The 12640-nt window shown below is 75.3% G+C and carries 6 protein-coding genes; 3 read left to right on the forward strand and 3 right to left on the reverse strand.

What is annotated here, in order from left to right; translation table 11 throughout:
• Positions 1-63: 63 nt before the first annotated feature.
• The gene (locus WME79_RS16595) at positions 64-3954 is read right to left on the reverse strand and encodes a serine/threonine-protein kinase (protein WP_437536495.1); all 3891 of its coding nucleotides are present in this window, start codon (positions 3952-3954) and stop codon (positions 64-66) included.
• 332 nt (positions 3955-4286) lie between these two features.
• Here WME79_RS16595 and WME79_RS16600 point away from each other — a divergent pair, with 332 nt between their 5' ends.
• The 3 genes from WME79_RS16600 (at position 4287) to WME79_RS16610 (ending at position 8552) form a co-directional block, all read left to right on the forward strand.
• A complete protein-coding gene (locus WME79_RS16600) occupies positions 4287-5825 on the forward strand; it encodes a hypothetical protein (RefSeq protein WP_437536498.1) in 1539 nt (512 codons plus the stop codon).
• A complete protein-coding gene (locus WME79_RS16605) occupies positions 5822-6730 on the forward strand; it encodes a hypothetical protein (protein ID WP_437536501.1) in 909 nt (302 codons plus the stop codon). The genes WME79_RS16600 and WME79_RS16605 overlap by 4 nt, the downstream gene beginning before the upstream one ends.
• A 199-nt stretch (positions 6731-6929) precedes the next feature.
• Positions 6930-8552 (forward strand): tetratricopeptide repeat protein, encoded by a 1623-nt coding sequence (locus WME79_RS16610; protein WP_437536504.1) that lies wholly within the window; start codon positions 6930-6932, stop codon positions 8550-8552.
• An 899-nt stretch (positions 8553-9451) separates the two neighbouring features.
• Here WME79_RS16610 and WME79_RS16615 read toward each other — a convergent pair.
• Both WME79_RS16615 and WME79_RS16620 read right to left on the reverse strand, forming a co-directional pair.
• Positions 9452-11896: a hypothetical protein gene (locus WME79_RS16615; protein WP_437536507.1), complete on the reverse strand. Its 2445-nt coding sequence runs from the start codon at positions 11894-11896 to the stop codon at positions 9452-9454.
• Positions 11897-12003: 107 nt separating this feature from the next.
• The gene (locus WME79_RS16620; protein WP_437536510.1) at positions 12004-12621 is read right to left on the reverse strand and encodes a c-type cytochrome domain-containing protein; all 618 of its coding nucleotides are present in this window, start codon (positions 12619-12621) and stop codon (positions 12004-12006) included.
• Positions 12622-12640 lie beyond the last annotated feature (19 nt).

The following is a 12640-nucleotide window of genomic DNA, read 5'->3' on the forward strand; positions in this document are numbered from 1 at the left end:
CCGGAGGCGGCGTGCGGCCCTCAGCGGGTCGTCGGCGCGCGTCGACACGCCGCCCGCGCCGCCCTACGGCCGGCCGCTCAGCATCGCCTCGAGCTCCGGCGGCACGCAGCCATAGGCCTCGGCGGCCGCGAGCAGCGCCGAGTTCTGCGGCAGGTTGAGCAGGAACGAGCTGGCGTAGGGCGTCCCCTCGAGGCCCTTCAGCCGGCGCAGGAGCGGGGGCATCGCGCGCTCCATCGCGGCCCGCGCGCCCTCCAGATCGCCCATGTCCACGCAGGCGTCGTGGAGCGCGAGGTAGATCGGCGCCTCGTTGAGCAGGCTCGGCGCGCCCGCCTCGACGAGGGCCGCCGCCTCCCGCGCGATCTCGCGGGCCTGCTCGGCGTCGCCGAAGCGGCGCTCCGCCTCGGCGCAGAACCCGAGCGCCACGGGCAGGACGTCGCGGTTGTCCGTGACGCGGTACGCGTCGGTCGCCTTCTTCAGGAGCGAGCGCGCCCGCGCCAGGCCCGACGACTCGAGGCGCAAGAGCTCGCAGCCCCGGTAGAACAGGATGCCGAGCGTCACCCGGTCGCGCACGACCCACATGCTCCCCGCGGCCTCGTCCGCGCTCGCGCGCGGCTCCGCGAGCACGGCGTCGAGCCGAGGCTCGGGGCCGAACGTGGCCGCCCAGCAGAGCAAGATCATCTGCCCGTGCCGCGCCGCCCCGGAGCTGCCGATCGCCTGCGCCCTGGCGATTCCCCCCTCGATCTCCTGGAGCGCCTCTTCCCGGGCGCCGATGGTCGTCAGCGCGAAGCCGACGTTCATCGTCAGCATCGCCTCGCGCTCCTGCAGCCCGGCGCGGCGCGCGGCCCGCGCCGCGTTCCGGCGCGCCCCCAGCGCAGCCGCCGGCTCGCCGCGGGTCTGGTGGGCGACCGCGCGCGTCTGCCAGGCGTCGACCGCCGCCCAGACCAGGTTCCGCCGCCCCGCGAGGTCGAGCAGGTGCGCGGCCTCCTGCTCGGCCATCGCCAGCTGCCCGGCGAACGCATGGACCTGCGCCAGCGTCGCCGAGCACTGCGCCTCCTCCTCGACGAGATCGATCGACCGGGCGCGGTCGCGCAGCGCCGTCAGCCGCTCCTCCAGGTCGATCCCCGAGCCGCACGCGTGGTCGTAGCGCGCGCGGGCGGTCAGCGTGCGCAGCTCGCTCGCCTCGTCGAAGACGTTCTCCCACATCGCCCGGATCGCCGAGTCGCGCTCGGGCGAGCGCGCGTCGAGCCGCGAGTACGCCTCCTCGAGGAGGACCGCGCGCGCGAACGCCGTCGGCTTGTCGGGGGAGAAGACGAGCGCGCGATCGGCCATGGTGACCGCGTCGCGGAGCGAGTTCGTCGCCAGGGCGCGCCGCGCGGCGGCCTCCCACCGGATCGCGGCCTCCTCGTGCTCGCCGCCGAGGTCGAAGTGCTGCGCCACCGTCGCGCTGTCCTCGCCGAGCCGATCGAGCCAGCGCGCCGCCGCGGCGTGCAGGCGCTGGCGGAGCTCGTCGCCGACGGAGGCGTACGCGACGTCGCGGACGAGCGCGTGCTTGAACAGGAACTCGCGCGCGGCCGGGAAGCGCGACGCAGGCTGCGCGACGAGGAGCTCGGCGGCGATGAGCTTCTTCAGCGCCGTCGCGGGCTCTGCCACCCCGACCTCGGCGAGGCCCACGTCCCACACCGACAGGCCGAAGACGCTCATGCGCACCACCGCCTCCCGGGTGGGCTCGTCGAGCGCGTCGAGGCTCACCTGGATGGCCGCCTCGATGGTGGGCGCCGTGGCGGCGTCCTTGCCCGAGGCGATGACCCGCGCGAGCTCCTCGGCGAAGAGCGGCGAGCCGGCCGCCTGCTGCGCGACGCGGTCGAGCGTCGCCTCCTCGAACGGCCGCGCGGCCGCGGCCGCGCTGAAGACCGCCCGCGCGATCTCGCGCGTGGCCCGGCGCGCGATGGGGCGCAGCTCCACGCGCACGTGGTCGCGGCCGGCGAAGCGCTGGCCCTGGTCGCGCCAGAACGCGGGGCGCACCATGAGCAGGATGAACAGCGCCCTCCCGGTCGCCCGCCCGAGGAGGTGATCGAGCCACGCGACGCTCTCCGGGTCGGCCCACTGCGCGTCCTCGACGAGCAGCGCGCACGGCTCGCTCGACGCCGCGTCGACGGCGATGTCGGTCATCGAGAGGTAGAGCGCGTCGCGCGCGCCGCGCAGGTCGACGCCGTCGGGGAACGGTTGGTTCGCGAGCAGGCGCGCGAGGAGCCCGCCGTCGCCGTGGAGCGGCCGCCGCGCGCGCACCGCGTCCTCGGCCTGCTCCAGCGACGCGCCCTTCGGCAGGCCCATGAGGACCCGCAGCGCGTCCGTGGCGACGCCGAGCGCCTGCGCGCGGCCGAACGACTCGCAGCGCAGCTGGACGAGCCGCGGCGGATCCGGTCGATCCACGATGCGGGCGACGAACTCGCGCGCGAGCCGGCTCTTGCCGATCCCCGGCGGCCCCGAGATGCTCATCACGACCGGCGTCCCGTCCTCCACGCAGCGCTCGAACGCCGCGACGGTCGTGATGAGCTCGGCGTCCCGCCCCACGAACGGCGTCTGCGCGTCGGGCCGCTTCGGCGCGCGCGCGAGCACCCGCACGGCGCCGCTCTCCAGGGGCTCGCCCACGAAGCGCCCGCGGGACAGCTCCACCGTGGTGGCGTCCGCGAGGACCCTGCCGAGGCCCGCCTCGCGCGCCAGCGCGACGGCGCGGTCGACGACCTCGCCGGCCGCGCGCGTCCTGTCGACGCGCATGCGGCCGGAGGCGACGCCGACGCGGCCGCCGCGGCCGCCGAGCGCGAGCCCGAGCTCGAGGGCGCGGGACGCCTCGTCGCCGTGGGCCTGCCGCACGCCGAGGTGGGCGGCGATCGAGTCCGTGCCGAGCGGCAGCGCGTCGGCCCCGCGGCGGCGCAGCGCTTCGAGCTCCCGCTGGCGCTCCTCCCCGGTGGCCACGTGCAGCGCCACGATCGTGGTCACGAGCCGCGTCCCCATCACGCCCGGCGGGTTGTCGCTCACGCGCAGCGGCGACGGGGTGGGCAGGTACGGCTCGTCGGCGAGCGCCGCGAGCCTGTCCGCCACCTCGCGCGCCGAGCTCGGCCGGAGCTCCCGGTCGGCGAGCAGGAGCGCGTGGATCAGCTCGTCGAGCGCCGGGACCACGTCGAGCAGGAACTCCGAGAGGCGCGGCGCGGGCGTCGTCGCCAGGCGGACGAGGGTCGCGATCGAGGACGGCCCCATGTGCGGGGGCCGGCCGGCGACCAGCTCGAACAGCGTCGCGCCGAGCGAGTAGAGGTCGCTGCGCGCGTCCACCGTCGCGTCGCCGCGGGCCTGCTCTGGCGAGATGTACGCCGGCGTGCCGACCAGGCCGCCCGCGTCCGTCGTGAGCACGACCTCCTTCGACGCCGCCACGCCGAAGTCCACGAGCTTGGTGCGGAGCGGGGCGTCCGGCGAGCCGCGCAGGAGGAGGATGTTGGAAGGCTTGATGTCGCGGTGGACGACGCCCGCCGCGTGCGCGGCCGCGAGCGCGCTCGCCACCTGCCGCCCGACCTCGATCCCCTCGCGCAGCGAGAGCGGGGAGCGCTTCTGGCGCGCCGCCAGGTCCTCGCCGTCGAGCCACTCCATCGCGATGAAGGTCGCCCCCTCGTCGATCCGCCGCCCCTCCGCATCGACCGCGCTCGCCTCGAGCGTCCCGAACGCAACGACCCTCACGATCCCCGGGTGATCGAGCTCCGAGAGGACTTGCCCCTCGCGGGAGAGCCGGGCCTGGCCCTCGGCGTCGACGCCGACCGCCGTGATGATCTTCAGCGCGACGTACCGCTCTGTCTGCACGTCGAAGGCGCGGTGCACGGTGCCGATCCCGCCGCGGCCGACCTCGTGCTCGATGTGGAACCGGCCTGCGACGAGCGGCCTTGCGGACTCGATGCGCGCGGAGCTCATGCGCTAGCCGACGGGGTCCGTGGGACGGGCGCCGAGGGGGCTCCGGCGCAGCGGAGAGGCGATCTCATGGCGCCGGGCCGCGTGGGCCTGCGGTGTTCCGACAGGGCGCATTGGCGAAAGAGACTACGCCGTCGCTCATGGCAGTTCCAGTGTCGCGGTCACGGGAACCGGGCAGCGTCGCGGGCGCGGCGATCCGGCAGGGTGGATCGCAGATCGCGCGCGCCGGGCCTCTCTTGACGGATCCGGCGGCTCCTCCTACGGTCTTCGGCTCCGCTGCTCCTTCAACGTTACGTTCAACGTCACGTTACGATCGAGCGACGGGAGCCATTTCGATGCTCGATCGCGTCGCCGTTCACCAGACCCGGCTGCGCACGCCCGGCCTCGGGCTCGACGCCAAGGGGGTCGCGCTCGGCGCCAAGGGGCTCGTCCTCCTGCCGTCGATCGATCGGCTCGTCGCCTTCCTGGCGCTCTACACGCGGCAGGGCTCGCTCGCGGACATCCTCCGCTCGCTCGTCGTCGAGATCGTGCGATCGAAGCTGGGGGCGCGGGAGGTCACCCTCCTGTTCGCGGCCGAGAGCAGCGATCGGCTCGACCGTGTCGCCGAGATCGCGCGGCTCGCGGGCGGCTACAGCTTCACCGGCACGAGCCGGCACTTCGTCCAGTACCGCGACGCGGCCGCGCCGTTCGGGTACGACGTCCCGCAGATCCTGCCCAGCGACGCGGCGCTCTCGCTGTATCACAACGCCTTCTCGCAGACGTACGAGGTCGAGCGGCGCGTCGACGTGCGCACGCTCCTGCTCCGGCTCGAGCCGCACCTCGATCCGGCCGCCGGGCGGGACCCTGGCCCGCGCTGGCTGCTCGCGGAGTCGGGGCTCGGCCCGGCGCTGATCCGCTACTTCTCCCGGAGCAGCGTCGAGGCCGAGGTCGGCCTGTGCGAGTGGCCGCCGGAGTCGAGCTTCGATGACGCCCCGGTGCTCCGGTACCTCTTCCGCGCGCCGGCCATCCCTGCCCGGATGGTCCCGCTGCTCACGAGCACGCCGGGGCTCGGGTACTTCGTCCCGGTTGCGCCGGGCGCCGCGGTGGAGGTGGGGTTCCGGCACCCGGTCAACCTCCGCGCCTGCCCGGTGTTCGGCGAGGCGGGCCTCGTGCTCTTCCGCGGTGGTGGCCGCGAGGCGCTGGAGATCGCGAAGCTGCCGGCGATGGGCGACGTCGCGGCGTTCGCCCGGGTGGAGCTCGGCCGCGAGCCCGTCGCGGCGAAGGTGGCGGCGGAGGGCGACGCGCAGCGCCCCGCGTCGGTCGTGCTGTCGCTCCGCCTCGTCCCGAGCTCCGAGCCGTGGCGCTCGGTCACGGCCTCGTGGATCCGGCCGGAGGAGATGCGGCTCCTGCGGCACGTCGCCTACGCGCTCGGCCCCGAGACCCTGCGCCGCGCCCGCATCGCCTTCACCGTCGCGGGAGCGTTCCTCCGGCACCCCACCGGCATCGAGGGGATCCCGGTCGGCGAGTTCTTCCGGGAGGTCCATCCGGGCCTCTACATCCCTGCCGGCTACGACGCGGTCCCCGCGGTCACGCCCGGCGTGCTGTTCCGCGCGCTGGGCGCCCCCGCCGGGCAGGCGCTGTTCATCGGGCGCGACGGGGGGGCGATCGGCGTGCCGGAGGAGGCGTTCGTCTCTCTCGAGACGGCGCTGCTCGAGGCCCAGCAATGGTCGGCGGTGGCCGTGTCGTCCGCGGGCCTCACGGCGGCGCTGGCCACCGAGCTGCCCGAGGTCGTGCTCGGCGGCGTCGGCATCCGGCCGCTGCGCGACCTCGCCCCGTCCGAGGCGCTGGCCGAGCCGAGGGCGCTGCCGCCGGGCCCTGGCCGGACGCCCCAATGACCCAGCCTGAAGCGATCGCCGAGCGGCTCTCCGAGCTCCAGGCGAACGTGCTCGCCCCGCTCGTCCTCGGCGGTCCTCTGCGCCCGGTGCGCCCCTTCGGCGTCCGGCTCGCGCTCCTCCTCGGCGACGGCGCGCCGGCGCTCGATCGCGACCTCGGCTCGCGCATCGATCTGGTCCGCGTCCGTGTCGCCCGCCTCATCGCCCCGATCGACGTGCTCCCGGAGCTCGCCGCTGCCGAGTGGGCGCTCCTGGCCGCGCTGAACGACCTGCTCCAGCTCACGAACCACGAGCTCGCCGGCGTGCTCACGCGCAGCCGCTATCCCCGCCTGCTCGCGAGCGTGCGCGACCTCTGTGAGCTCGTGCCCGCGCCGGCGGACGTCGGGTCCGCGCTCTCGCGGCACGCGACGTTCGCGCGGGTGCTCGACTGCTTTCGCACGGACGCGCTCGTCGCCTGGTGGACGGGCCGCGCGAGCTTTCGCGGCCAGCGCCCGCCCGCGCGGCTGCTCCGGTGGCGGCAGCTGCGCAACGTCGCGGTCGAGACCCAGCGCGTCGGCCTCGCCGACATGGGCCACGGCGTCCCGGGGCTCGCCCCGCCGGACTTCGCCGAGGCGCTCTCGCTCTGGATGACGCGCACGCCGCTCACGGATCTCGCGACCGCCGCGCGGAAGGACCCGCCGTTCGCGTGGTCGGCCTCGACGCTCGCGGTCGTCGCCACCCCTCCTGGCCGGAGCCTCGCGTACCGCGTCCTCGTGCGCCAGCCGCACGACCTCGCCGTCGCGGCGCTCGCCCGCGCCGCCCGGGAGATCCCGCCGCGGTTCGGCCAGGCCCGGGCGCTCGCCGAGTCGTTCGCCAGCGAGGTCGCCGCCGGCATCAAGCTGCTCGACGAGCGCTCTGCGGCCGGCTGACCCGCGCCTGCCACGCGCCCGTCCTGTCATCTCCACGCACCGCGCGCGGCTTTGCTCGGTTCAAACGGTGCGTGGTACGCTCCGTCCTCCTTGGAGAGGCGCGCCGTTCTCGCGCCCGCGCCTTCGACATCACCTCACGGGCATCGCCCTGGGAGCGACGAACCGTTTGAACCGGCAAGACGCTGAGACTTCCGACAAGTTGCTTGCTTCCCCCTGGCGCGCGCGGCGCCGCGGCTCCTGCCGCGAGGTGCTCGGGCGCGTCCGGCGCTCCGGGCGCTCCTGCGCGTGCCTCGTTGGCGCCGCGCTCGCGCTCGCGCTCGCGGTGAGCCCGGGCGTCGCGTTCGCGCAGGCGGAGGCGCTGTTCGACGAGGGCAAGAGCCTGATGAAGAAGGGCAAGGTCGCGGAGGCCTGCCCGAAGCTCGAGGAGAGCTACAGGCTGAGCCCGAGGTCGGCGACGCTCCTCGCGCTGGCGATGTGCCACGAGAAGCAGGGCAAGGTGGCGACGGCGTGGGCCGAGTACATCGATCTCGGCGCAGCGGCCCGCAAGGAGGGCAACAAGCGCCTGGAGGCCGACGCGAAGGCGAGGGGAGCGAAGCTCGAGCTGCTGCTCCCGCGGCTGACGCTGAGCGTGCCGCGGGCGGCCGCGGTCGAGGGGCTCGAGGTGACGCTGGATGGGGCGCCGGTCGACGGCGCGCTCTGGGGTCAGGCGAGGCCGATCGATCCTGGCCAGCACAAGGTGAGCGCGAGCGCCCCTGGCAGAAAGCCGTGGGAGCACTCGGTCTCGATCAAGCGGGGCGAGCGGAAGAGCGTGGCGGTGCCCGCGCTCGCCAAGGACGCCTCGGCCGCTGCGCAGCCTACGCCCGCGGCGGAAGCGCCGGCGGCGCCGGTGGCAGCGGCGTCGGAGAAGGGGAGCGCGGGGTCCGGGGACGGCGCCGCGGGGTCCGGAAAGGGCGCCGCGGGGCCTGGGAAGGGCGCCGCGGGGCCTGGGAAGGGCGCTGCGGGGTCCGGGAAGGGCGCTGCGGGGCCGGAGAAGGGCGCGGCTGCGGCGGAGGCTGGGAAGGGTGCTGCGGGGCCGGGGAAGGCTGCCGCGGGGCCGGAGACCGATGCACCGCCTGCGGCACCTCCTGCAGCCGAGGAGCCGGAGCCGAGCTCTGGATCTTCGCCGAGGCACACCGGGAGCTTCGTGATCGAGGCCGGTGTGGCCGGCGGCGCGTTGATCGGCCTGATGGACGCCGGCAGCTTCGGCGATCTGAGCGCGTACTCGTACAGCTACAACATCCCGGAGGGTGAGCTCATCGCGCCTTGCGACGATGAGGTCTGCCATGCCAGCTTCGATCCGGCGATCGGGCCGTTTGTTGGCGGGGAGGCGTTCATCGGGTTCGCGCTCTCCGAGGAGCTGCACCTTGGCGCGCGTGTGCTGGGCGGCTACCGGTTCGGCGGCGGCTATCTCGCTGTTGGCGGCCCCTCCGCATCGATGCGCTTCGGGCGTCTTTGGCTCGGCCTTTCAGGGCTCGTGGGCCCGGTGGGGCAGGAGGCGAAGGTCACCGGGATCAAGGGGGAGATCCCCTCCGAGGTGGTCCACCTCAACTACGGCCGGAGCGAGGTCGCCGTGAACGCGCGCGAGGGCAGCCTCCCCGAGAGCGCGCTCGTCGAGACGCTCGCGTTCGGCGGGAGCGTCGATGTGTCGCTGGTGCTCGCGGACCTGCCGAGCGCGGGCTGGACGTCGGGCGCGCTCCTGCTGAGCGTCTCGCCGACGGTCATGAAGGGCCTCGACGGCTGGGTGTTCGCGGCGCCGGCGAGCCTCGGTTACCGCTTCTACTGAGCGGCCTCGCGGCCCATCGCGTTCTCTCGCCGGCCGACGGGTGAGGGGCCCGGGAGCTTCGGTGCGGGGAGCCCGGCGAGAGGGGGTGGCAGCGGATGCCCACCCCCGGTCCGTGCTCGGCGCTCCGCGCCTGCGCGCGGCCCGCCCCTCCCAAATCGCGCGTACCGCGCTCAGGGAGGGGCCCGATGACTCCTGCTCGGAGAAGCAGTTCGCCCGAGCGCGCGCAGAGCGCCTTCTCTTCATCCGTCGGGAACGAGAGGTTGTCCTGCTCGATCTTGATAGGCTGCCCGTTGGCCGACCGCGGCTCTCGAGGAGAACAGTCGAAGTCAGCAACGGCGTCGAAATCATAGTCGCCGAGAACAGGCAGGCCTCGACGACTCATGAGCTGCAAGAGCAGATCCTCCGCATCGACCCATCGCGGCGTACAACCAAGAGGCGCCAGCTTCGCCAGCGCGCGTCGGTCGAGCGGTCGGCTGATGACCGCGGCTGTACCGAGCTGAGGCAGGGCATCGGAAAACTCCCAGTTGCCGCTCATCGTCTCCCGACGCGCTGAAACTGGTTCCCCGTGACCTTCCACATACCAACATCGTGGATGCCACCCGGCCGTTGTGGCTGGGTCAATCGATTGCTCGGATTGTTGTAATACACGCTCCGAGATCTTCCGACTGAAGGCATCCAGCGAGGGACGGTCTTGGCTCCCGCATTCACCTTCTTGTCATCGCATGGCCGGCGCGGTCGTGCTTGTTGGGGTTCGCGTGACGCGCGTGCGCTTTCACCTCTGAAGCGCTCGGCATGGAATCACCGGAGCGCCCGTGCCCCCCACGCGGCGGTGCACGCCGGCGAGCTCGACGCCGGCGTGCCACCCAAGGCAGCGCGGCGGGCCCCGCCTGACGCGTAGCCTACCCCCTCGGGTCCGCGCGCCGTCGCCGGGGGCGGCGCGCCTCGCCGCGGGCGCTGTCCGCCCCGCTGGCGGGCTCGGGTGACGGGGCGAAGCCGATCGCCGCGAGATCCTTCTCGCCGATGACGTCGCCCTTGGCCACGAGCGCCGCGCGGAGCAGGACCGCGCCCATCTCGGCGTCGTTGCCAGGCCACGGGTGGTCGAGCACGGCCTGCAGCGCGCGCAGATCGAGGCCGAACGGCCGGCCCCGCAGGCGGACGCCGATGCGCGCGAGGTGATCCAGCGCGAGCGCACGGAGATCCTCGGCGCGCGACGACAGCGAGGGCAGCGCGACAGCCCGGTCGCCGAGCCGGTCCGCGAGCCGCTCGCTCAGCTGACCGGTCGCCGCGAGCGCGTCCACGGTCTGAGGCACCGCCACGACGAGCCCCACGTCGTCCGGCAGCGCCGCGCCGAGGTAGCTCTGCACCTCCGACGGCAAGGCCTGGGCGTCGAGCACGAGCAGCGTGCCCCCCCGCGCCGCCTCGATGGGCGAGCTGTCCGGATCACGCCACAGCGCAAGCGCGCTCGGCGGCCCCGCGGAGCCATCGATCGCAGCCGCCTCGTCGCGCGCTGGCGCAGCGCCCCGCGCCTGCGCGAACGCCTGCGCGAACCCCTCGGGGACGGGCGCCGCGCCGTCGACGATCGCCAGCGGGCCGCCCGCGCGCGGTGAGGTCAGGTGGACGACCGCGCCCCACGCCACCGCGTCGATCCCGGGCGCCGTCAGCAGCGTGACCGGGCCGCCGGCCACGCCGAGCCGCTCCAGCTGCTCGAGCGCCGCGCGGGCGGCGGGGCTGTAGGCGGCGGCCCGCGCCGGCCGCGCGAGCAGCGCCGCGATCGCGCGGAACCGCCCCGCGCCCTGCGCCACGGCGCGCTCGAGCCGGCTCACCTCGCGCGCGCGCTCCTCGGCCTCGCGGCGGGCGGCGACCTCGCGGCCGCGCGACCCTGACAGCATCGCCGACACCGCGATCACCGCCCCGAGCCGGTCGGCGACCGCGCGCAGGCCGCTCACCTCTTCCAGCGTCATCGGCGACGCGCGCCGGGCCCGCGGGATGGCCAGGGCCCCGATCGGGCCCTCCGCGTCGTTCACCAGGGCCACCACGCCGATGTCGCGCTCCGCGAGCCAGGCGAGCAGCGGGCGCACCTCTGGCCGGCGGACCTCGACGGCCTCGGCGGCCTCGACGCGCAGGACGCGCTCCGGCTCGATCTGGGCGAGCTCGATGAGGCGCGCCGGCACCTCCGCCGGCTCGGTGTGCGCGTAGCCGGCGCGATCGACGGTCACCCGCTCGGGCGGCGAGAGCAGGTAGAGCGCCGGCGGGGCCTGCCCGGCGACGCCGGCGTCCGACGCCTCGCGCAGCGCGGAGAGCGCCGCCTCGAGCGCCGCCTCCGGCTCCGGGTTCATCGCCGCGCGCGTCGCGGCGTCGAACGCCCCGAGCCAGCGCGCCCCCTCCGGCGCGAACCGGCGCGCGAGCGCCGGCGCCGCGAGCCCCGCGAGCGCGCAGAGCGCGCACGCGCCGAACACGGCGACGCCGACGGAGGACTGCGGCGCGCCGCGGAGCCCGAGATCGCCGCGCGGCGCCTGGTGCACGGCGTAGACCGCGAGCAGCGCCGGCGGGGTCGCGAGCGTCGCGACGGCGAGCGTGCCGCGGAGCGCGCGCGAGACCTGCGCGGCGTCCGCGGCCACGGTGCAGAACGCGACGCAGACCGCCGCGACGGCGCTCGTGACCGGCAGGATCGACTCGGGGGGCGCGACGCCGACGAAGGCCGCCGCGAGGCCGACCGCCAGCGCCGTCGCCGTGAGCAGCAGCGCGGCCTCGACCCGGTCGGCCACGCCGAGCTCGATCCGCCGCGCGATGCGGACGCGCGCGATCGCCACGAGCGTCACCGTGAGCGAGCCGAGCGACGCGGCGGACGTGGCGTAGTGGACGAGCAGCGGATCGAGATCCGCCGCGCGCTCGGGCGCCACCGCGGAGACGGCGGGCAGGGCGACCGCCACGGTCCAGAAGAGCGAGGCGAACGCCGCCGCGTCGAGGCGCCGCGTGTTGGGCGGAGGCTCGAGCAGGCCGCCGAGGCCCGCGATGCGCGCGAGCCCGACCAGAGCGGCCATCGCCGCGGCCGCCGCGCCGAGGTTGCCGAGCGCGATCAGCGCGAGCCCGGCGGGGCCGCTCCGCGCGGCGGCGAGCATCGCGGCGCCGGTGAGGCAGACGGCGGCCGCACGGCGGGCCGCCGGCTCGACCCGGTCCTCTCCCCGCGGCGGCCGCTCTACCCAGCGGAGGCCAAGCGCGAGCAGCAGCGGCAGCCCGAGCAGGGCGAGCCACGCGGGCCCGTGGCCGCCGGACGCCCGGAGCGCGGCGAAGGCGGTGTAGGCGACGGCGGCCGCGGCGATCCAGAACGAGCGCCGGCGCAGCATCGCGGCGAGCGTAGCGTCTGGCCACGGGGGCGCCAACGAGGCGGTCTCATCGAGGTGACGACCGCGCCGCCCGCGCCGCTGCCGCGGCCAGATGCTCCTTTGCTACCTCAGGGCGGGAGCGCCGCGATGTAGTCGTAGAGACACTTCATCTCGTCGGCGCTGAGCGCCGGGCCGAGCGGCATCTTGTTGTTGCACGGCGGGTCGTCCGTGACCTTCTGGTAGAGCAAGCTGCCATCCGGGTCGCCCGGCACGACCACCGTGGCGCTGCCGCCGCACGTGGACGCCTGGCCCGCGACCCTGGTCTCCCAGCCCGTCGTCAGATCGAGGCCGCCCGGATTCGCTTGCCCATCGTGGCAGCCCGAGGTGGCGCACTTCGCCATCACCAGCGCCTGCGCTTCAGCGCATCCGGCCCCGCCGCCGCTGCTCGCGCTGGTGGTCGCGGGGTCGCCGCCGCTGGTGGTCGCGGGGTCGCCGCCGCCGCTGGTGGTCGCAGGATCGCCGCCGCTGGTGGTCGCGGGGTCGCCGCCGCTGGTGGTCGCGGGGTCGCCGCCGCTGGTCGCCGCCGGGGTGCCCTGGCCGCTCCCGCCGCCAGGCCCGTCGCCGCCGGCCAGGTACTGGTCCTTGTCCTCCAGGGTCCCCGCGCAGCTGATGATCAGCGCGGCGCCGCTCATCATGGCGGCAACTGCGAGCGCGGTGCGCCCGCCAAGGAAAGCGATGTACGTCACGTGCTACCTCTCTCTCTCG

Origin of the sequence: Sorangium sp. So ce726, from assembly GCF_051521405.1 — a bacterium.
In the GTDB taxonomy this organism is placed as follows: Bacteria; Myxococcota_A; Polyangia; order Polyangiales; family Polyangiaceae; genus Sorangium.

Excerpts from the sequence above, each read along its gene's own strand:
- WME79_RS16600 (WP_437536498.1), top strand. The coding sequence starts at position 4,287 with ATGCTCGATCGCGTCGCCGTTCACCAGACCCGGCTGCGCACGCCCGGC.
- WME79_RS16615 (WP_437536507.1), bottom strand. The coding sequence starts at position 11,896 with ATGCTGCGCCGGCGCTCGTTCTGGATCGCCGCGGCCGCCGTCGCCTAC.
- WME79_RS16605 (WP_437536501.1), top strand. The coding sequence starts at position 5,822 with ATGACCCAGCCTGAAGCGATCGCCGAGCGGCTCTCCGAGCTCCAGGCG.
- WME79_RS16595 (WP_437536495.1), bottom strand. The coding sequence starts at position 3,954 with ATGAGCTCCGCGCGCATCGAGTCCGCAAGGCCGCTCGTCGCAGGCCGG.